The 21854-nt window shown below is 40.1% G+C and carries 17 protein-coding genes; 12 read left to right on the top strand and 5 right to left on the bottom strand.

The genetic code is table 11. The annotated features are described in order from the left end of the window. Positions 1-182: 182 nt before the first annotated feature. Positions 183-1844 (bottom strand): sigma-54 interaction domain-containing protein, encoded by a 1662-nt coding sequence (locus tag BGM26_RS17085; protein ID WP_217041343.1) that lies wholly within the window; start codon positions 1842-1844, stop codon positions 183-185. Positions 1845-2179: 335 nt separating this feature from the next. On the opposite strand from BGM26_RS17085, the gene BGM26_RS17080 reads away from it, so the two are divergent. The 12 genes from BGM26_RS17080 (at position 2180) to BGM26_RS17025 (ending at position 17727) form a co-directional block, all read left to right on the top strand. Next, complete coding sequence (locus BGM26_RS17080; protein ID WP_217041337.1) at positions 2180-3352, top strand: NAD(P)/FAD-dependent oxidoreductase; 1173 nt, start codon at positions 2180-2182, stop codon at positions 3350-3352. After that, positions 3352-4392, top strand: a complete 1041-nt coding sequence (locus tag BGM26_RS17075) for a proline racemase family protein (protein WP_217041336.1) — start codon at positions 3352-3354, stop codon at positions 4390-4392. The genes BGM26_RS17080 and BGM26_RS17075 overlap by 1 nt, the downstream gene beginning before the upstream one ends. Next, positions 4389-5342: a proline racemase family protein gene (locus BGM26_RS17070; protein ID WP_217041334.1), complete on the top strand. Its 954-nt coding sequence runs from the start codon at positions 4389-4391 to the stop codon at positions 5340-5342. The genes BGM26_RS17075 and BGM26_RS17070 overlap by 4 nt, the downstream gene beginning before the upstream one ends. A 313-nt stretch (positions 5343-5655) precedes the next feature. Beyond that, positions 5656-6549 (top strand): 4-hydroxy-tetrahydrodipicolinate synthase, encoded by an 894-nt coding sequence (gene dapA / locus BGM26_RS17065; protein WP_217041330.1) that lies wholly within the window; start codon positions 5656-5658, stop codon positions 6547-6549. 145 nt (positions 6550-6694) lie between these two features. Then, positions 6695-8197: an aldehyde dehydrogenase family protein gene (locus tag BGM26_RS17060; RefSeq protein WP_217041327.1), complete on the top strand. Its 1503-nt coding sequence runs from the start codon at positions 6695-6697 to the stop codon at positions 8195-8197. A 368-nt stretch (positions 8198-8565) separates the two neighbouring features. Further along, positions 8566-10041 (top strand): alanine/glycine:cation symporter family protein, encoded by a 1476-nt coding sequence (locus BGM26_RS17055; protein WP_217041324.1) that lies wholly within the window; start codon positions 8566-8568, stop codon positions 10039-10041. 574 nt (positions 10042-10615) lie between these two features. Next, entirely contained in the window at positions 10616-11629 is a 1014-nt protein-coding gene (locus BGM26_RS17050) for an ABC transporter ATP-binding protein (protein ID WP_217041322.1), read from the top strand. Continuing rightward, on the top strand, positions 11610-12578 hold the full coding sequence (locus BGM26_RS17045) for an ABC transporter ATP-binding protein (RefSeq protein WP_217041320.1): 969 nt from the start codon (positions 11610-11612) through the stop codon (positions 12576-12578). Before BGM26_RS17050 ends, BGM26_RS17045 begins: the two co-directional genes overlap by 20 nt. A 47-nt stretch (positions 12579-12625) precedes the next feature. Further along, positions 12626-14245, top strand: coding sequence for an ABC transporter substrate-binding protein (locus tag BGM26_RS17040; RefSeq protein WP_217041317.1), 1620 nt, complete (start codon positions 12626-12628; stop codon positions 14243-14245). A 111-nt stretch (positions 14246-14356) separates the two neighbouring features. Next, positions 14357-15364, top strand: coding sequence for an ABC transporter permease (locus tag BGM26_RS17035; RefSeq protein WP_217041315.1), 1008 nt, complete (start codon positions 14357-14359; stop codon positions 15362-15364). A 15-nt stretch (positions 15365-15379) separates the two neighbouring features. Continuing rightward, a complete protein-coding gene (locus BGM26_RS17030; protein WP_217041313.1) occupies positions 15380-16279 on the top strand; it encodes an ABC transporter permease in 900 nt (299 codons plus the stop codon). 344 nt (positions 16280-16623) lie between these two features. Beyond that, the gene (locus BGM26_RS17025; RefSeq protein ID WP_217041311.1) at positions 16624-17727 is read left to right on the top strand and encodes a mandelate racemase/muconate lactonizing enzyme family protein; all 1104 of its coding nucleotides are present in this window, start codon (positions 16624-16626) and stop codon (positions 17725-17727) included. Between the two features lie 121 nt (positions 17728-17848). Here BGM26_RS17025 and BGM26_RS17020 read toward each other — a convergent pair whose 3' ends face one another. Genes BGM26_RS17020 through BGM26_RS17005 form a run of 4 tightly spaced genes read right to left on the bottom strand, consistent with a single transcriptional unit; the run spans position 17849 to position 21751 of the window. Further along, positions 17849-18643 (bottom strand): ABC transporter permease, encoded by a 795-nt coding sequence (locus BGM26_RS17020; RefSeq protein ID WP_217041310.1) that lies wholly within the window; start codon positions 18641-18643, stop codon positions 17849-17851. Between the two features lie 14 nt (positions 18644-18657). Continuing rightward, positions 18658-19551 (bottom strand): ABC transporter permease, encoded by an 894-nt coding sequence (locus tag BGM26_RS17015; protein ID WP_217041308.1) that lies wholly within the window; start codon positions 19549-19551, stop codon positions 18658-18660. A gap of 56 nt (positions 19552-19607) precedes the next feature. Next, positions 19608-20666: an ABC transporter substrate-binding protein gene (locus tag BGM26_RS17010; protein ID WP_217041306.1), complete on the bottom strand. Its 1059-nt coding sequence runs from the start codon at positions 20664-20666 to the stop codon at positions 19608-19610. Then, on the bottom strand, positions 20663-21751 hold the full coding sequence (locus BGM26_RS17005) for an ABC transporter ATP-binding protein (RefSeq protein ID WP_254119675.1): 1089 nt from the start codon (positions 21749-21751) through the stop codon (positions 20663-20665). The genes BGM26_RS17010 and BGM26_RS17005 overlap by 4 nt, the downstream gene beginning before the upstream one ends. Between the last annotated feature and the right edge of the window lie 103 nt (positions 21752-21854).

Genomic DNA, 21854 nt, shown 5'->3' with positions numbered 1-21854 from the left:
TGGAATCATAGACTAAGAGCGCCACGTCCTCGAAAAAGAAAAGCACTTTTTCTTCGTGCGATGATTATGCTAACGAAGCTTTCCTTATCCTGTGGCAACGTCTGTGTGACCCACTTCCTGTGGGCCGCAACTAGCCATCAGTGGGAACCCCGAGAACCATGGCGTCCCCACTGATGGAAGTTTCACTTTAAGCCGAGGCGCTTCAGACGGTTGTATAAAGTAGCCCTTGTAATGCCGAGATGTTTCGCACATTCCAATTTGTTTCCATCTAAAATCTTTAATGCTCTTGAAATCACCATTTTCTCGTGTTGGTCCATTTCTTCCTGTAGCGATAGGATGGTGTCGTCCTTTTCTTTAAGAAGATTAGGTACAATCATCAAGTTGTTATCCTGGTTAAGATTGCTTGCATCGAAGGGCAAATAATCCTTTTTAATCACACCATCAGTTGCAAACACGACGAGACGTTCAGCGACATTACGAAGTTCACGAATATTGCCAGGCCAATCATAACGAAGCAATTCCTGCATCACTTCAGGTGAAAATTCATGAATGGGACGCTGATAACTTAATGAAAAATCATTTAAAAAATAATGGGTTAACTCGATAATATCTTCTCGACGCTCCCTTAAAGGCGGAATATGTAGACTAACAACGTTTAAGCGGTAATATAAATCTTCACGAAACTGCCCATCTTTCATTAATTCTTGCAAATCACGATTCGTAGCAGCAATGATCCGGAAGTCGGTATCGAGTTCTTTCACACCGCCAACACGGTAATATTTCCGCTCCTGCAGCACTCGCAATAGCTTAACTTGCATTTCGAGTGGCATTTCCCCGATTTCATCAAGAAACAGTGTACCGCCTTTAGCTAGTTCGATCTTTCCCTTTTTCCCTTTCAGATCTGCGCCGGAAAAAGCACCCCGTTCATACCCAAATAATTCACTTTCAAATAAAGACGCTGGGATCGCACCGCAATTAATCGAAATAAACGGTGCGTTTGGCTCTTCGCTTGCTTCATGAATCGCTTTGGCAAACACTTCTTTTCCGACGCCGCTTTCGCCTAAAATCAGTACTGTTGATTTTACAGAACAAACCTTTCTTGCTAATTGCACGGTTCTCTGTAGAGCGACACTTTTCCCTTTAATCGTCGTAAACGGATCGACAGAATCTTTGTATTTCGCGACTTCTTGTTCTAAACGATGAACCTCTGTGGACATGTTAAATAATTTTTCATTAAGGACAACTTGACTCGTAACATCTGTCTCAGAAACGACAGCGCCGATAATCCGGTTGTTAAAGTAAACGGGATTGGAGTTAATTAGGACAAATAAATCAGACCGCGGCTGATGGTGCTGGCCTAAAATGCTTTTTCCATTATGAAGTGATTGTAAGATTTCTAAGTTTTTGCGGTCGAAAAATTCAGTAATTGGCCGGCCGATTATATCTTGGCGCTTGACTGAAAATATTTTTTCTGCGCCTTCAGTCCATGAACAAACAAGCTCGCTCTCATCAATGACCGTAACTGAGGCATCGGTCGTTTGAATGACGGTTTCATAAAATGCTTTTAATTGTGTGTATGAATTATTAAGAAAATGGATCAGTTGTTCAGCTGTTATACAGCCGACAGGGTGTTTGTTTGTATCGATAATAACAGCCGTAGAATGATATTTAAACGACTGAATTAAAGTATCGAAGGTATCATCCTCAAATAATATTCGGCATGTTTTTCCTGACGAACGATCATAGTATTCTCCATTAATTTGTTCAATCATATATTCTTCGAGCGATGTATTCGTAAGATGAAGTTTCAGCATTTCTTTCATTGACGGTAATGAAAAGACCATAACATCCTCCTAGTGTGTAAAAAAATATTAACACTGTAAAAATAATTATACACTACTAGTAAAAATATTTAAAATATTTTTACTAGTGAATCATAGGGAGGGATTTGAGACATGGACTGTCGCTGATATATTTGAAAAGTCGCCGATATATTCGAAAATTCGCTGATAAAATATCAAAACCCGCTGATATATTTAAAAATTGAAAGAATTAGCAACTTAAGTAATTAGAAATCTGCTATCTCACCGAATTCCTCCAATCTACCTCTATTTTTTGAATTGGCACAATAATTGCAATGATAAGTTAACGATCGTTTCAGCGAAGGGTGGAATGTTATGTGAAGCATTGTGACGTTTTAGTCATTGGCGGAGGAATTATTGGCTGCTCGATAGCCTATTATGCTTCTAAATATGGCAGAGATGTAACGATTATTGAAAAAGGGGAATTTGTCAGTGGCACATCATCAAGATGTGACGGCAATATTTTGGCAATTGATAAAGACCCAGGTTTTGATAGCCAAATGTCATTGGTTAGTCAGAATTTAGTGGATGAATTAAGCAGAGAGTTGGAACACTCTTTTGAATATCGCGCCCCCGGAAGCATTCTCGTTTGTGAGTCAGAAGAGGAAATGGAAGCGGCGAAGCAATGGGTTGACCGTCAAAAAGCAGTGGGATTGCCTTTTCGAATGCTCGACAGGCAGGATATTCGCCAGGATTCCAAGTTTTTTGCGGATGACTTATTAGGCGGCTTGGAATGTGCTACGGATTCCACGGTCAATCCATATATGCTTGCCTTTTCACTTTTAGAGGATGCAAAAAAGCTCGGCGCTAAAGCCTTGAAGCATACTGAAGTAAAAACAATGAAAAAAGAAACAAACGGAACATTTACGGTGGAGACATCAAATGGTATTTTTACCGCCGATCATGTTGTCAATGCCGCTGGGGTATGGGCGCCCCGCATCGGTGAAATGCTCGATCTCTCAATACCAATCGAACCGAGAAAAGGTCATATAATCGTTGCCTCCAGACAGGAACATGTAGGGCACAGAAAAGTGATGGAGTTTGGTTATTTAATTTCCAAGTTCGGTGGACAGCGTCGTGTCGATCCACTAACTGAAAAATATGGAGTGGCACTCGTTTTTGAACCAACGGAAAGTCAAAACTTTCTGATCGGAAGCAGCAGGGAGTTCGTTGGCTTCAATACGAAAGTAAACAATGAAATCATCAAATGCATTGCGAACCGGGCTATCCGTTTTTATCCGAAAATGGCAGATATGATGGTGATTCGTTCATATGCAGGTTTGCGTCCTTGGACAGAAGACCATTTACCAATTGTTTCACGGGTGGAAGGCATTCCAAATTACTATATTGCGGCTGGTCATGAGGGGGACGGAATTAGTCTCGCAGCAGTGACTGGGAAAGTCGTCGAAGAACTCATAAACGAAAAAGAAACTTCGATCCCCGTTGAACCGTTGCGCTATAGCCGTTTTACAGAAAGGGTGTTGAGCTGATGAGGGCACACAGAGTATTTACAACGATAGATACACATACAGGCGGGAATCCAACGAGAACATTGATTAGCGGTCTTCCAGAACTCAGAGGAGAAACGATGTCTGAAAAAATGCTTCATATGAAAAAGGAATATGACTGGATTCGTAAACTATTAATGAATGAACCGCGGGGCCATGATGTGATGTCAGGTGCTTTGCTCACAGATCCGTGCCATCCTGATGCGGATATCGGAGTGATATACATAGAAACAGGCGGTTATTTACCGATGTGCGGCCATGACACAATTGGTGTGTGTACCGCTTTAATAGAATCCGGGCTGATCCCCGTTCAGGAGCCAGTCACTTCATTAATATTAGATACACCGGCTGGGCTTGTAGAGGTAGATATTACTGTAGAAGGCGGCAAAGCGAAGGAAGTGTCATTTTGTAATATCCCTGCTTTTCTATTAAAAAGAGTTTCGGTGTATGTCGATGGGGTTGGGCAAGTAGATGCTGACATCGCGTATGGCGGGAATTTTTACGCAATCATTGATGCGAAAACAGTAGGGTTGGAATTAATCCCTGAAAATGCTTCCCTCATTATCGATAAAGCGATTGACATTAGAAATGCCATCAATGAAAAAACAGACATTGTTCACCCGCAATATCCATTTATTCAAGGGTTGACCCATGTTGAATTTTTTACTGAACCAAGCCATGAAAAAGCAGATGTGAAAAATACAGTCATTGTTCCTCCGGGAGGAATTGACCGTTCCCCATGTGGAACAGGTACATCTGCTAAGTTGGCTGTACTCTATGCCAATAAAGAAATTGCGATTGGTGAAGAATTCGTTCATGAAAGTATTGTTGGTTCGCTATTTCGCGGATGCGTGTTAGAAACAACAGATGTGAAAGGCGTAGAGGCTGTAGTGACGAAAATCGCAGGATCGGCATGGCTAATGGGAATGCATAAGTTCTTTTACAACGAAGAAGATCCGCTTAAAGAAGGGTTTCTGCTCATTCCCCCGATGGAGGAACATGAAACGGAGGACGTGAAATGATCATTCAAAAGGTTTACCAGGCAACAGATGTACACGTAGCCGGCGAGGCGTTCCGTATTATAAAGGATGTTCCGTTCATTCATTATCAGAGCTTGGAACAGCTAAATGAGCAATTTCCCCATGTATTTGCCGACGAGATTAATCTTTTATTGAATGAGCCCCGGGGATTCGCTGGTTTAAATGGCTGCCTTGTTGTTCCGCCGTTTAGCCGAGAAGCGGACGCCGCCGTCGTATTTTTCAACCATGATGGAACGGTGCCTCTTCATTATGGCGGCATTGTTGCTGTGATGACAGCGTTACTGGAATGCGGTCATTTGCCAGCAAGGGCTTCAGGTGAATATAAGATTGAAACAGTTAGTGGATTAATTTCTGTCACAGCCATCATGGAGAAGGAAGAAGTCGTTTTGGTAAAGCTTGAAAGCGAACCTTGTCAGGTAATTGAAAAAGAAGTTCAACTTTCCCATCCGAGATTAAATACAAAACTCTCCCTCGTACAAGCGGATCAATTATATGCAGTGTTTGAAAAGCATGATATACCTGCAGAGATTCGAGTTGAAGATCTTTCCGAATTGAAGAGATGGGGGCAGACGGTGCTTCAAGCTCTCGATTCAAAGACGTCCGTAAACGGTGCCATTTTATTGGATGCTACTACTCTTGAAGAGGGGAGAATTAAAACGCTCACTTTCCGTGAAGACGAGTTTATTGTACGTTCACCTGGCTTTGGAACGACACTTGCTTGTTATACAAGTCTATTTTCTAAAGGAGGAATGTGTATCGATAAGCCATACGTAAATGAAAGTATTTTCGGTAGCCGATTGGAAGTAGAAGCTGCAAGACAAACAGAGAGTGGTTATCAGTTTACGTTGAAAAGCCGGGGATTCATTACCGGATTGCAGACATTCGTACTAGATCCAACAGATCCTTTAGCAGCTGGATTTCTATTAAAATAGCAAAGCATATTTCGAAAAATAGCAGAAGTGTAATCGAAAGGCATTTTTATAAATGATCATTGTTTTAAATAGGTATTGTATGTAGTTGATTGGAGCGGAAGGTGCGAGACTCCTGCGGGAGTAGCGGGACAGGTGAGACCCCACAGGCGGTAACGCCGAGGAGGCTCACCGCCCGCCCCGCGGAAAGCGAGCTCCTGAAGCGGAAATCAACTAGACCTCAACTCAGTTAAATTGCAACAAGGTTTACGAAAAGAGCCAATTGAAAAAAATAATCGGACTTTTAGACCAAAATTAACTTTTAGGAGGAAATATAATGACAACAATTAGAGGAGCTTACCCTGTATTAATTACACCAATGACTGAGGCACAAGAGATTGATTGGGGCGGCGTAAAAAATAATGTGAATTACTTTGTGGACCAGAATGTAGCAGGGATTGTGATCAATGGAAGTACTGGTGAATTTGTCAGTTTATCAAAAGAAGAGAAGTTCCAAATGGTTGAAACCGTAATAAAAGAAGTAAACGGCCGTCTTCCAGTTATTGTTGGAACAGCTGCCGAAACAACGAAAGAAACGATTGAGTACACAAAGCAGGCTGAAGCACACGGGGCAGACTGTGCATTAATCATTAATCCATACTACATGAAGCCAAAGGAAAATGAGATTTATTACCATTTTAAAGAAATCTCCGACAATGTAGATATTCCAATCATGCTTTATAACAATCCATTCACTTCTGGTGTGAATATGAGCACAGAGCTAATGCTGCAAATCGGAAAAGATTGTAAAAATGTAACACACATTAAAGAATCTAGCGGTGAAATTGGCAAAGTAAGAGACCTTGCAAGAAAAGCAAAAGGCAATTTCGAAGTATTCTGCGGTGCGGAAGAGCTTGTTATGGAATCATATTTCGTTGGAGCTACTGGGTGGATTTCTGTTGCCGGAAATATCGTGCCAAAGCTTGTAACAGACATGTTCAACCATTACCAAAATGGAGAAATCGAAGAAGCATGGGCAATCAATGACCATATCCTTCCACTTTGTGCATTTTTGGAGGGATCAGGAAAATATGTACAAATCGTGAAGAGAGCAATGGATTTGAAAGGATTAGCGGGTGGGCCATGCCGATCACCGAGACTTTCATTAAATGAAAAAGAAGAAGCAAAACTAAAAGAACTTCTTGCAAGTATGGAAACAGTAAATAACTAGGCTGTTTTAAAGCTCAATGTTGATATTTGTACTTTGTTGATTGTAGCGGAAGGTGCGAGACTCCCGCGGAAAGCGAGCGGCTGGAGCGGAAATCAACAGGCAAGATTAACAAAGCCAATAACTAAGATATTGAAGGAGAGAGAACATGCAAGCGACAAATTACAATTTGAAACCCAAAGTGCAAGAATTCTTAGAAGGCGTTAAAGGACTATATATCAACGGTGCTTATGTTCCGGCGATCAGTGGTAAAACATTTGCCGTCGTTAATCCAGCAAATGAAGAAGTCATTGCTGAAGTAAGTGAAGCGCAAGAAGATGACATCGATGTTGCAGTAGCTGCAGCAAGAAAGGCATTTGATGAAGGGGAATGGACAAAAATAGATGCGGCTGAACGTTCCCATCTAATCTATAAGTTTGCTGATCTCTTAGAAGAGAACCGTGAAGAGCTTGCACAGCTTGAGTCATTGGATAACGGGAAACCATACAAAGTCGCGCTTTCGGATGATATTGATGGAACAATTCAGCATTTCAGATACTATGCGGGTTGGGCGACAAAATTATTTGGTAAGACAACTCCAATTTCAAAGGATTATGTAACTTATACCGTTCATGAGCCAGTTGGGGTTGTAGGCCAAATTATTCCATGGAATTTCCCGCTTGCAATGGCAGCTTGGAAGCTCGGATCCGCACTTGCTGTCGGATGTACGGTTGTCATTAAGCCGGCAAGCGAAACACCTTTATCCCTTCTTTATGTAGGAAAGTTGTTTAAAGAAGCTGGTTTTCCAGACGGTGTTGTGAATATTGTGCCAGGATCAGGCCGAATTGCAGGAGAAGCGATCATCACGCATAAAGATGTAGATAAAGTTGCATTCACTGGTTCAACGGCAGTCGGAAAAGAAGTAATGAAAAAAGCTGCTGAACAAATCAAGGGGGTTACACTAGAACTTGGGGGTAAATCACCTGCCATTATTTTAGAGGATGCTAATCTTCAAGAAGCCATTGAAGGGGCATTTAACGGAACAATGTACAACCATGGGCAAAACTGCAGTGCTTGTACACGTGTATTTGTACAGCGGAGTCAATATGAACGTGTCGTAGAGGCTTTAGCAGAGCGTGCGAACGCTATGAAGGTTGGTCCTGGAATGGATCCTGAAACGGATATGGGTCCACTTGTTTCAGCTAAACAGCAACAAACCGTACTTGGTTACATCGAGCAAGGGAAAAAAGAAGGAGCACGACTTGTCGCGGGTGGAGAAAAAGTATATGAAACAGGATATTTTGTACAGCCAACTATTTTTGCCGATGTGGAAGATCATATGGTCATTGCTCGTGAAGAAATCTTTGGTCCAGTCATGTCGATTTTCGTTTTTGACACGATTGAAGAAGTAATTAAACGTGCAAATGATAGTGATTACGGCTTAGCTGCAAGTATTTGGACTGAAAATATGAAAAAGGGTCACTACATTGCTAGCAAGTTGCAAACAGGTACAGTCTGGATTAATGATTTTGGTCTCGAATGGGAAACAATGCCTTTCGGCGGATACAAACAATCAGGAATTGGCCGTGAAATGGGTGGAGAATACGGTTTACAAAACTATACAGAAGTGAAAAGTGTTTTTGTTAATATCAAGCAGAATGATCAATACTAATAGTTTATCGCAGATTAACTGGCAGTAAAACCCTCGCTTCAAGACTTAGAGAAATCGAAGAAGGATAAGCGGGGGATAAACTGCCAGTAAAAGCCCGATTGGTTCAACTAACCATCAGCGGGGGATGAAGAAAACCCCCGCTGATGGAAGTTTCACTTTATATCATTGTGGAGGGAAGCAAAGAGACGCTTCTAAATTGAAATAATACATCTGTCAGAGCTTCCTTACTTAAAAGATAATGTTAAAGAAGGAACGGGCAGCTTCATTGAAAAAGCTGCCCGTTTTCTTATTAGTTGATTTAACTGAAAATTATCTACATTACTATAAGTGTGAATTATTGAATTACTCACAACATCTGGGGGGATACGATGCAGAATTTAGTAGATTGGTTAGTTGGACAAGTATGGAGTATCGGATTGGTCGTCTTTGCACTAGGAGCAGGGTTGTTTTTCTCGTTTGTCACTCGGTTTGTTCAAATCAGGTATTTTAAAGAAATGATTAAATTGCTGTTCGAAGGAAAGAGTTCAGAATCAGGCGTATCATCCTTTCAGGCTTTTTGTATGGCTTTGGCCGGACGTGTGGGGATCGGAAATATTGCTGGTGTAGCTACGGCCATTGCGTTTGGAGGCCCTGGAGCTGTATTTTGGATGTGGATAATGGCATTATTAGGCGGAGCCAGTGCCTTTGTAGAATCGACTCTTGCCCAAGTATATAAAAGTAAAGTAGGAAATGAATACCGGGGAGGTACACCTTACTTTATCGAAAAAGGTTTAAAGATCAAGTGGTTCGCTGTATTGGTAGCCATCGTTGTTACCATTTCCTATGGAATTTTATTGCCTGGTATTCAATCAAGCACGATTGCGGTTGGATTTGAAAATACATCTGGCATAAATAAGAGCATCACCGGAGTTTTACTAGTTACCTTGCTTGCAGTGATCATTTTTGGCGGTGTGAAGCGAATAGCAAATGTCGCTGAAAAAGTTGTTCCTTTTATGGCATTAGGATATGTAATCGTTACATTCATCGTTTTATTTGCAAATTTTACGGAAGTACCTGCAATGTTCGCGCTTATCTTCTCAAGTGCATTTGGTGTAAATGAGGCCTTCGGAGGGATTGTCGGTGCAGCAATTGCCTGGGGGGTTAAGAGAGCAGTGTTTTCAAACGTTGCTGGTGTCGGTGAGGGAACATATAGTTCGGCAGCAGCTGAAGTTTCTCATCCTGCTAAGCAAGGATTAGTCCAAGCTTTTTCGGTCTACATCGATACAATTGTTGTATGTACGGCGACAGCACTTATGATTCTCGTAACTGGGATGTATAGCGTTACTCCAGTAGGAAAAGATCCAATCGTTGAAACGATGGGAAATATTGAAGCTGGACCAATCTATACTCAGGAAGCAGTAGAAACTGTTTTACCTGGCTTTGGTTCAATGTTTGTTTCCATCGCCATCTTCTTCTTTGCGTTTACCACCCTATTTGCTTATTACTATATTGCCGAAACGACCCTCGTCTATCTTGATAAAAAGCTAAAGTTGTATTGGCTGAAAACAGTCCTGAAAATTGCATTTTTAGTCATGGTGTATATTGGCAGTGTCGAATCAGCATCTTTATTGTGGGCACTAGGAGATTTAGGGATAGGAAGCATGGCTTGGCTCAATCTTGTTGCGATCTTACTTCTAACAAAACCGGCTTTAAAAGTATATAATGATTATGAAAACCAGAAAAAAGCAGGAAAAGACCCTGTTTTCAATCCGATTAAAGTAGGAATCAGCGGTGCCGATTTCTGGGAAGAAAAGTGCAAAGAAATGGAAAGAAAGTCTTCCAAAGAGAAAAGGTCTGCCGGATAAGTGCTAATAATTTCAAACGAAATGTTTTATCAATTTTGGTCATTTGTTTAACTTTATTCAGCAGAAATCTCCCACTTCTTAAGAGGTGAGATGAATGCAAACATGTATCCAATTCAGTGAAGGGTCAAATCCCGGCTGAATAAAGTTAAGCCTCTTTCAGCGGATGCCTCAAATTTTATAAAGGAATTTATCGAGCAAGCTTTGAGAATCTGGGCGCAAATACGCCAAGGCGAATTTGATTAATCTATAAAAAAGTATACTAACATACTTTCCGTTGAAGGGAATTCACTGAACCGAAGAGCAAATGGACAGCTATTAAATATGAAGCTGTCTCGCTTTTCGGTTGTTTTTGTGTTTGGGCGAAACATCTACTGAAAGCGCTTACTTGGTTTAACGTGTTTATGCTTTGCGGTACTAAACTAAAAGCAAATAACTCGAAAAAGTTTGTTAATTTGTCAAATTTTAATAGTAAAATACATTTGTATGTGTCATAATAATGTCTGAATTCGCTATTTTAAAAAAGTTATAAAATCATTGTATTTTCAGTTTAAATGTTTAGTAGGCAGGTGACAAAGTGGGTAAGCAATCGATTCTTGAAATAAACGATTTGAAAGTTTCCTTTTACTCCGGTAAAAAACTTGTACCAGCAGTTCATGGAATTAGTTTTTCATTAAAAGATGGAGAAATTCTTGGAATTGTCGGAGAATCCGGGAGTGGGAAGAGTGTGACCTCACTGGCAACGATGGGGCTGATCCCTTGTCCGCCGGGAAAAATAGAGAATGGCGAAATCTTTTTTGAAGGAAAAGATTTGACCACATTATCGGAAAAGGAGTGGAGAAAAGTCCGAGGAAATCAGATCTCGATGATCTTCCAAGAACCGATGACTTCACTAAATCCCCTTTTTACGATTGGGAACCAATTGATGGAAGGGATCCGGCTGCACACAGACCTTTCAAAGACAGAGGCGAAAGCGCGATGTGTAGAATTGCTTCGTCTTGTCGGTATTCCAAGGGCGGAAGAAATTCTTAAGGAGTATCCACATCAGCTTTCAGGCGGGATGAGACAGAGGGTCATGATCGCAATGGCGATGGCATGCAAACCGAAGATACTCATTGCAGACGAGCCTACGACTGCGCTAGACGTGACGATCCAGGCACAGATCCTTGCGTTGATGAAAGACTTAAATGAAAAGACGAACACATCGATCATTCTGATCACGCATGATTTAGGGGTGGTCGCAGAAATTTGTGAACGCGTAATCGTTATGTATTCGGGTCAAATCGTCGAACAGGGTGATGTCCGTACAATCCTGAAAAATCCACAGCATCCGTATACAAAAGGGCTCCTTAAGTCGGTACCTGATTTAAGAGGGAAGAAAGACAGACTTTACAGTATTCCGGGTAATGTCCCAATCCCAGGTAGCATTCTTCAAGGCTGTAGGTTTGCCGCGAGATGCTCCGAAGTGTTTGGAAAATGCCTTGAAGAAGCACCTGAATTATATAAATCAGAAAATGATGGACATGAAGTTCGATGCTTCCTGAATATAGATAAAGAGAGGAGTGACGAACATGTCAGAGTTACTTCTTGAGGTTTCAGGCCTAAAAAAATACTTCCCGATTACAGGTGGGCTTCTTGGACGTGTTAAAGGTGAAGTAAAAGCAGTCGACGATGTCTCCTTCTATGTTAAAAGAGGGGAAACATTGGGAATCGTCGGTGAAAGCGGTTGTGGAAAATCAACGACCGGCCGCCTGCTAATGCGCCTAATTGAGGCAAGCGACGGAAAAATCGTCTTTGAAGACAAAGAGATTACTAGTATGTCCACAAGTGGGCTTAGAAAAATCCGCCGGGATATCCAAATGGTATTCCAGGATCCTTATGCTTCCTTAAACCCAAGGCATACGGTGGAAAAGATTCTTGAAGAACCACTGATTGTCCATGGAATCGGCACAAAAGAGGAAAGAAAAAAGCGTGTTCTTGAAATGCTCGAGGTTGTAGGATTAAGCAGTTACCATGCCCGAAGATACCCACACCAGTTCAGTGGCGGTCAGCGCCAGCGGATCGGAATCGCAAAAGCATTGATGACAAAGCCGAAGCTGATTATCGCTGATGAGCCTGTGTCGGCACTCGACGTTTCCATTCAGGCTCAAGTCTTGAATTTAATGAAGGACATCCAAAAGGAATTTGGGCTTACATACATATTCATTGCGCACGATCTCGGTGTAGTCCGTCACATTAGTGATCGGGTTGGCGTCATGTATTTAGGCAGGCTAATTGAACTGGCTGATAGTGAAGAGCTATACGAAAATCCTAAACACCCGTATACAAAAGTGCTTCTTTCTGCTGTGCCAATACCTGATCCGGACATAAAGCGTGAAACGATTTTAATTCAAGGAGAACTGCCAAGCCCGGCAAACCCGCCGAAAGGATGCGCATTTCATACAAGATGTTCAGAGTGCATGGATATTTGCAAAACCACGAGACCAGAGGGTCAAAATATGAATGGTCATTATGTGGCATGCCACTTGTATAACGAGTGAAAGCCTCATTTATGATAAAAATATAAAAATAGGGGGATACAATTCAGATGAAAAAGACACTCAAACTATTGCTTGTTTCATTATTGGCTGTAAGCTTGTTCCTTGTTGGATGCAGCGGCAAGTCTAACCAGACAACTGGTGAAAATGGCTCAACTGGCACATCTTCAAATAGCGACAAGAAAAATGATACATTGGTTTTTGGCCGCGGGGGAGATTCTACTTCGCTTGATCCAATTACTACAACAGAAGGGGAAACCTTTAAAGTAACAGAAAATATCTTTGAGAAATTGCTAGTATATGGTGAGAGTGATACGTCTGTACATCCTGCTCTTGCAGAGGATTGGGAAGTATCTGATGATAATCTGACATATACATTTAAGCTGCGTAAAGGTGTTAAATTCCATGATGGCACTGATTTTAACGCAGATGCAGTCGTTTTTAATTTCGAGCGCTGGATGAATGGCGATGCCGATAAGTACCCTTACTACACTATGTTTGGCGGCTTTAAGGGAGAAGAAGGTCATGTAATCGATGAAGTAAAGGCTTTAGACGAACACACCGTACAATTTGTCTTGAACAGACCTCAGGCTCCGTTCCTGAAGAACATAGCGATGTCTCCTTTCGGTATTGCAAGCCCAACAGCTATTGAAAAAGATGGCGACAAATTTAGGCAAAATCCAGTTGGAACAGGTCCGTTCAAATTTGTTGAATGGAAACAGAATGACCGAATCGTACTTGAAAAAAATCCAGAATATTGGCAGGAAGGTTATCCAAAGCTGAATAAAGTTATTTTCCGCGTAATTCCTGAAAATACATCACGATTGAATGCACTTGCGAATGGCGAGATTGATTTGATGGATGGTCTAAACAATTCAGATGAAGAAAGTGTATTGAGCAATGCCAACCTGCAAATCATCGAACGTCCATCTATGAACGTAGGGTATATTGCTTTTACAGTGAATCGCCCTCCATTTGATAATAAGCTTGTCCGCCAGGCATTGAGCCATGCGATTGATAAAAAGTCGATTATTGATTCTTTCTACGGAGGGAAAGCGCAGGCTGCAGTAAACCCAATGCCTCCATCTATCGAGGGTTACAATGATGCAATTCAAGATTATCCGTATGATTTAGATAAAGCAAAAGAATTATTGGCTGAAGCAGGCTTTTCAAATGGATTTGAAATGGATTTATGGGCAATGCCTGTAGCACGTCCGTACATGCCTGAAGCAATGAAAGTTGCAGAAGTAATCCAGGAAAGCTTCAGCAAAATCGGCGTAAAAGCCAACATCCAGACTGTTGACTGGGCTACCTATTTAGACAAAGCAGCAAAAGGCGAGTTTGATACCTTCATGTTAGGATGGACGGGTGATAATGGAGACCCTGATAACTTCATTTACACATTACTAGATAAAGATAGTATTGGAAGTAACAATTACTCATACTACAGTAACGACGAATTACATGACATCTTAATTGAAGCACAAACTGAAACAGATCAAGAAAAGCGTAACGAGCTATACAAGAAAGCTCAAGAAATCATCAAAGAAGATGCGCCTTGGGTACCGCTCGTTCACTCTACTCCACTGTTAGCAGCATCAAAAAATTTGCAAAACTACTTACCGCATCCAACTAATTCTGAGACACTAACGAAAGTAGAATTTAAATAATCATTGCCAAAAGGGAGGCTCTGTCTCCCTTTTGTTACCTTAAAAAGGCTTAATATAAGAGCTTAATCGTGGTTTAAAAGGGGATTTTTTCAAAAAAAAGAGGTGAGAAGCTTGTTTAATTATACAATTCGCCGTATTCTTTCAATGATTCCAGTTTTGGCTGGCATGACGCTTGTTGTATTTGCTATCATTCATGCGATTCCGGGTGATCCGGCCCAAGTAATACTTGGTCAAAAAGCAACAAAAGAAGCAATCGCAACTTTAACACGGGAACTCGGATTGGACAGGCCATTATACATACAATATTTTGATTATATTAAATCACTGTTTTCTGGCGATTTAGGAAACTCCTTAAGGACAAGAGGCCCAATCAACGAAGAGATTTGGCCGTACCTTGCTGCAACGATGGAATTAACAATCGTCGCGATGTTAATTGCTGTTTTTATTGGGGTGAATGCTGGAATTATCAGCGCTTGGTTTTCAAATTCTTGGTTTGACTATACGGCGATGATTCTTGCGCTAATCGGCGTTTCGATGCCAATCTTCTGGCTAGGTCTAATGGAGCAATGGGCTTTTTCCATCCAGCTCGGCTGGCTGCCAACAACAGGAAGGGAAGATGTCAGAGATCCAGTTACGGCGATTACGAATCTTTATCTAATTGATACTTTGATACAGGGCAGATCGGATCAATTTATCCAAGTTGTAAAGCATCTAATTTTACCAAGTCTTGCCCTTGCTACGATCCCAATGGCGATCATTGCGCGGATGACGCGGTCATCGATGCTTGAGGTGATGAAATCCGATTATATCCGTACCGCACGGGCAAAAGGTTTGAGAATGTTCTGGGTTGTTTACAAGCACTCTTTAAAAAATGCCATTATCCCAGTCTTGACGATCATCGGATTACAAACAGGGCTATTATTAGGTGGAGCGATTTTGACTGAGACGATTTTTGGCTGGCCCGGAATTGGCCGCTATTTATACGAAGCAATCGGGTATCGCGATTATCCAGTTATTCAGTCAGGTATTTTGATCATCGCAGCCATCTTTGTGTTTATTAACCTGATTGTGGACCTCTTATATGCCCTAGTCGACCCGCGGATTAAATACAATAATTAATGAGGAGGGCTCAAAGTGGCTGAACTAGCGAAAAACACATCAGACATACCAAAGGTCAACCCAGATGAAGAACTGACACCAGTATGGAAGGAAACATGGCAATCTTTTTGCAGAAACAGGCTGGCACTTGTCGGTTTAGGGATCGTCATCTTTTTTATCATTGTGGCCATCTTTGCTCCAGTCATTGCCCCGTATAGCTTTAAGGATCAGGAGCTGTCCAAAAGGCTGCTCGCCCCTTCAAGTGAACACTGGTTCGGTACTGACGACTTTGGCCGTGATATATTCTCCCGTATCGTCTATGGCTCCCGCATTTCCTTGTGGGTTGGATTTTTTGCCGTTTTAGGATCAGCAGGGCTCGGGACTCTATTGGGAATTGTTGCTGGCTATTATGGGCGATGGGTGGATACGATTATCTCCAGAACTTTTGATATTATGCTCGCTTTTCCAAGTATTTTACTGGCAATCGCGGTTGTCGCGATCCTCGGGCCTTCTTTGCAAAACGCCCTGATTGCGATTGCGATTATTAATATTCCGAATTTTGGCAGATTGGTCAGATCAAAAGTTCTTAGCGTAAAGCAGGAAGAATATATAATGGCGGCACGGGCGGTAGGGATGAAGGACGCGAGAATTCTATTGCGCCATATCCTGCCGAATAGCATGACACCAATCATCGTCCAATCAACGCTGGCGATTGCGACGGCGATCATTGAAGCAGCAGCTCTTGGATTCCTTGGACTCGGTGCCCAGGCCCCAACACCTGAATGGGGAAAAATGCTTGCGGACAGCAAGCAATATCTCGTTCAAGCACCATGGACTTTATTCTTCCCGGGACTTGCTATTATGTTGACTGTCCTCGGCTTCAACCTAATGGGTGACGGACTTCGTGATGTTCTTGATCCAAAAATGAAACAGTAAAAAATAATTTCGGAGAGTCCGAATTGAAAAAGTGATAGAATGGACAGCTTATCAATGATAAGGCTGTCTGTTTTTTTTTGAGCAAAATGACATTCGATGCAATTACCTGAGATTTATCTACATTAATTAATAATATGTAAACATCAATGTGAAGAAATTAAACATAATAGACAAATGTGTATATAAAAAGATCAGAATGTTATAAGGGAATGCGAGAAAAAAAACCGAATATCAATAAAATTAGGAAGCTATTAAATTGGTACAACACTTGCATAAATAAAGGTGAAACACTCATTAATGAACTATTTATAGTATGAGTGAATAACTAATTATTGGAGGTCAAAATGGAAATTACCAAAGTTGAAGTTATCCCATTTAGTGTACCAATTAATAGTTTTGCAGATGCCTACACAGGCTTTTCGACTTCCAACGCAGTTTTGGTCAAACTACATGCGGAAGACGGAACAATTGGATTCGGGGAAGCTTGTGCTTGGGAACCGGAGTTCTATGGTGAAACAATGGAATCGATTAGTTCAACAATAGAGAAATATGTAGCTCCGCATATTATTGGTCAAAATCCGTATAATATCAATCGCATTATGTCTATTATCGATGCTAATCTTGCAAGAATAACTTGTGTAAAAGAAGGTATTGATCTTGCGTTGCACGATTTGGTTGGGAAACTTCTAGGAATTCCGGTGTATGTATTGTTAGGCGGGTGTTTTCGGGATAAGATTCCTGTCGCCTCTGAGATTGGTATAGATACGCCAGAAATCATGGCAAAAAGTGCATTGCGAGTTGCTGATATGGGGATAAAAGTTATCAAAATTAAGGGTTCTCATGACATGAATCTAGATATTAAAAGGATTCATGCTGTTCGTGAAGCTGTTGGTAACCAAATTGATTTACGTTTAGACCCGAATGCTGCTTGGACAACGATCGGTACGATCAAAACCATGAAGGAGCTAGAAGATTGTAAACTTCAATTACTAGAACAGCCCATACCAGGTTGGGATTTAAAGGGAATGGCACATATTCGTAACTCAATAGGTATTCCTCTCATGGCTGATGAAAGTATATGGACACCTCAAGATGTCATTAAAATTGCTGAATATGGGGCGGCTGATATTATCAACATAAAAATTGCAAAATCATGCGGATTAGCTTTGGGGAAAAAGATTGAAGCAGTGGCAGAATCCTTTGGAATTCCCTGCATTGCAGGTACAGAGATTGAGCCTGGCTTCTCATTAATAGCAAAGCTGCATTTTGCGGCATCAATAAAAGTACATCCGCTAGCTAGTGAATTTACTGAACTCACTCTTCTAAAGGCAAATATATTAAAACATTCAATCGAGATTGAAGATGGATGTGTAAAAGTACCTAATGGTCCAGGGTTTGGAGTTGAGTTGAATGAGGAGATTTTTGAAAAGTATATTGTTACATGCTGATTAAATAACTATGTGGTTGCTTTTATATTGTAAAAATTGATTGTATGGAAAATCCCCGCTCTTAATATAAGCGGGGATTATGATTATTTTAACTCCAGCTGGTAGACAGAGTGAATGAACTTTATGAAATTCCCTTTTTACGACTTAAATACTGTAATAGCTGCATGCATACAAATAGGGTAATAGAAATGAGAATTAATATCGATGAAATGGCAGTAATAGTTGGATCAATTTCAAGTCGAACACCTTCCCACATTCTCACTGGTAATGTTTTTGACTCGGCACTTGATACAAATATAGAAACGATTAATTCATCAAAGGAAGCAATAAACGCAAATAATGCACCCGATATTAAGGCTGGAGAAATAATTGGAACGGTTACTTTCAAAAAAGCAGTGAAAGGACGAGCACCAAGACTTTGTGCCGCTTGTTCTAACTGAATATCAAAACTTTTTAGTGATCCTAGTACTGTTGTAACGACATATGGAAGGGCAATCACTGTATGAGCGATGACTAATCCAATAAATGAGCCCTGTAGTTTACTTTGTACAAAAAAGCTGTAAATTGCTACAGCAATGATAATTAAAGGTACGATCATTGGTGTCATAATGATATAGTAAATGAAATTCGTCCACCTTGACTTTACTCTTGATAAAACTAATGAAGCAAGTGTCCCGAGAACTGTAGACAAAATCATCGTAGCGAATCCAACTTTGAGGCTGAAAATAAAAGATTCCGTCCACGTTGGGCTATTAAAAAAGTTTTCATACCACTTTGTTGAATAGCCAGGTGGTGGAAACTGCAAATACTGAGAAGAGCTAAAAGACATAGGAATGACGATAAACGTTGGTATCATCAAAAATAGTAAAACAAGCATGGAAAAGGAATAGATCAGATTTTTCCGCCAGTTAACCATGGTAATCCCTCCCCTTAAGAACCGTTTGTCATTTTATTTAGACTAAAAAAGCGATTAAATACATATAACAAAAGTAATATTAGTAATAATAAAATCAAGGCAATTGCTGACCCGAATCCCCAATTTAATTGACCGCTAATCTGTTGTGCAATTAACTGGGATATCATTGTATCTTTTTCCCCACCTAATAGAGCGGGTGTAACATAATATCCAATTGAGATAATGAATACAAGAATGGAACCAGCAGCAATACCGGGAATTGATAAAGGCAAAAAAATCCTAGTAAATGATTTGAACGGTGAAGCCCCCAAGCTTTGGGCTGATTTAACTAAATCCATATCAATACTTTTCATGATACTGTACAGGGGTAAAATCATGAAAGGCAGCAGAACATGCGTTAGGCCAATAATTACTCCAGGGGTATTATGAACCATTTTTAATGGTTCACTAATAATTCCTATGCTTAAAAGGATCTTATTCAATATTCCCTCCTTTTGTAAAATAACAATCCATGCATATGTTCTAACTAGAAAGCTAGTCCAGAAAGGGAGCAATACGAAAATAAATAAAATATTGCGGACTCGATCTGTTACTGAAGCCAACATATACGCTACAGGATACCCTAATAAGATACAGGTCACGGTCACTAAAAGTCCTGTTTTTAAGGTTGACCATAGAACATTTAAGTAAGCAGGTTCATTAAAAAATCGCTTATAATGCTCAAAAGTAAAGGATGGATCAAACAGGCTATAAATAAAAATTTTTAATAATGGATAGACGAGGAAGATTAGTAAAAACAAAAATGCTGGGAGCATTAGTAACCAGATTTTATCGAATTTTTTTTTGTTATTTTTAACATCTAACTGTTTTGGGATTGATAATCTATTAGGTACTTGCTCAAAATCCATAACAAATTCCCCTTTCCTGATATATAAATAGAGTGGGGACAATCATCCCCACCTATCTATTCAAGTAACCATTGTTGAAAACGATCATTCACTTTATCAAAGTTTTCAAACCACCACTGTGCATCTACCATTACTTGTTTATCAACATTGTCAGGATGAGTAGGTAATTTAATTGCGTAGTCCTCTGACATTAACTCAAATGTGTTTTTATTTGCTGGTCCATATGGAATTACTTTTAATAAGTTAGCTTGTTGTTCTGCTTTGGAAGCGAAGGCAATAAACTTCATCGCTTCTTCCTTATTTTTACTTCCTTTAGGTACTACCCACGCTTCATGATCCAAAATCCCTTGATTAAAAGTAAAAGCCAACGGTTGTCCTTTTTCTGCAGCCGCCGCAATTCTTCCATTAGGAGCTGCAGCTAGTATGACTTCTTTGTCTGCAAGTAGTTGAATGACCTGAGCTCTTTGGTCCCACCAAATAATCTCTTTTTTTATTGTATCTAATTTATTGAATGCACGATCAACATCGAGCGGGTATAAACCCTTAGGATCAACCCCATCAGCCATTAATGCAAATTCTAATGTTTGAACCGGTGTTTTTTCCATCGCTCGTCTCCCTGGAAATTTCGATTCATCAAAAAAGTCTTTCCAATCTTCCGGAGCTTTTCCATTTGGTAAATTTTCTTCGTTATAAGATAAAACATTTGCGTACAAATCGACTGACACTGCAAATTCTTGGACAGTTCCATCTAACATTTCACTTTTATTTACAATTGAATAATCGATGGGTTCTAATAATCCTTCTGAAGCTAAGATAGGTATATCTGTACCTAGTACATCAACAACATCCCATTCGACATTATTATTTTTAACCATTGCCTTTAATTTTCCAATATCTACTGGACTATCTTCAATTAGCTTTACTCCTGTTTCTTTAACATATGGATCAAATATGGCATCTTTTTGAGCTTGCTGGTAATCGCCACCCCAGCTTACAACGATAAGTTTTTTCGATTCCGAGTCTGAAGAACTTGTACTTGATCCACCGCAGCCAGATATAAATAACAAAGATGAAGCTGCCAACCCATACATTGCCTTTTTAAAATTCTTTTTCATATTGCTTCCTCCCTCGTTAACAGCGTACCGTTATTTTTTCCCCATCCGATCAGTAATTTTTGTCCTGTTTGAATAGACGAATTTTCCATAGAGTTTACTTTTATATTTAGCGAATCCCCTTTCTCTGTTAAAACTTTACATCTAACAGAGTCCCCCATGTAAACAACCTCTTTTACAACTCCATGAAATTGATTCTCCACAGGGATATTAGAAGAATCTATATTAATCACTTCCGGACGAATTGCTAAAGTCGCTTTATGGTTATGTTTTAAATTTTGATTCGGCTGAATGATACGGATTAATTCTCCTCGATTACTTTTAACAAGTACTTCATCCTTCGTCACTTCCATAACTTGTCCGTCTATTAAGTTTGTTTCCCCTATAAAGTTAGCTATGAACCTATTAACAGGATTCTCATAAATTTCAATCGGAGTTCCTACCTGTTCAATTTGGCCTTTGTTTATGATGCAAATTCGTGTTGACATCGTTAATGCTTCTTCTTGATCATGTGTAACCGAAATGGTTGTAATCTTTAACTTTTCCTGTAATTTTTTTATCTCTAATTGCATTTGTGTTCGGAGCTGTTTATCTAATGCACCTAAAGGTTCATCCAGCAGCAGGACAGGAGGGTCGAATACGATCGCACGTGCTAATGCTACTCTTTGTTTTTGTCCACCGCTTAATTGACCTGGATAGTAATTTTTAAAATCTGATAATTGAATAAGCTCTAATGCATGTAGAACCTTTTCATGAACCTCTTTTTTCGGTATCTTCCGCATGCTTAATGGGAACTGTATATTTTCATATACAGTCATATGAGGAAACAAAGCATAATTTTGAAATACCATTCCTATTCCTCTTAAGTGTGGTGGAGTATTTGTCACTTCTTTATTTCCTATCCATACACTCCCGGATGAGGGAAATTCAAAACCTGAAATAATTTTAAGAAGCGTTGTTTTACCAGAGCCGCTCGGGCCTAAAATGGTTAAAAACTCCCCATTATTGACATGGAGTGAAACGGAGTTAAGAGCTTTATAATTACCATAATTTTTTTCAACATTTTTAACTTCAACTTCAAGTGACATGAAAATCCCCCCATGGATGTTTTTCAGGTTCGTTTTTTATCCTCAATCGGATTAAATATGTTATCAATTAATAATTCCCCCAATTCTAAAAAGCATCTATCAA

It is taken from the genome of Bacillus sp. FJAT-29790, assembly GCF_019039215.1.
In the GTDB taxonomy this organism is placed as follows: domain Bacteria; phylum Bacillota; class Bacilli; order Bacillales; family Cytobacillaceae; genus Cytobacillus.
Note: the sequence above shows the minus strand (reverse complement) of the source record. Positions and strands in the feature narration are given on the sequence as shown.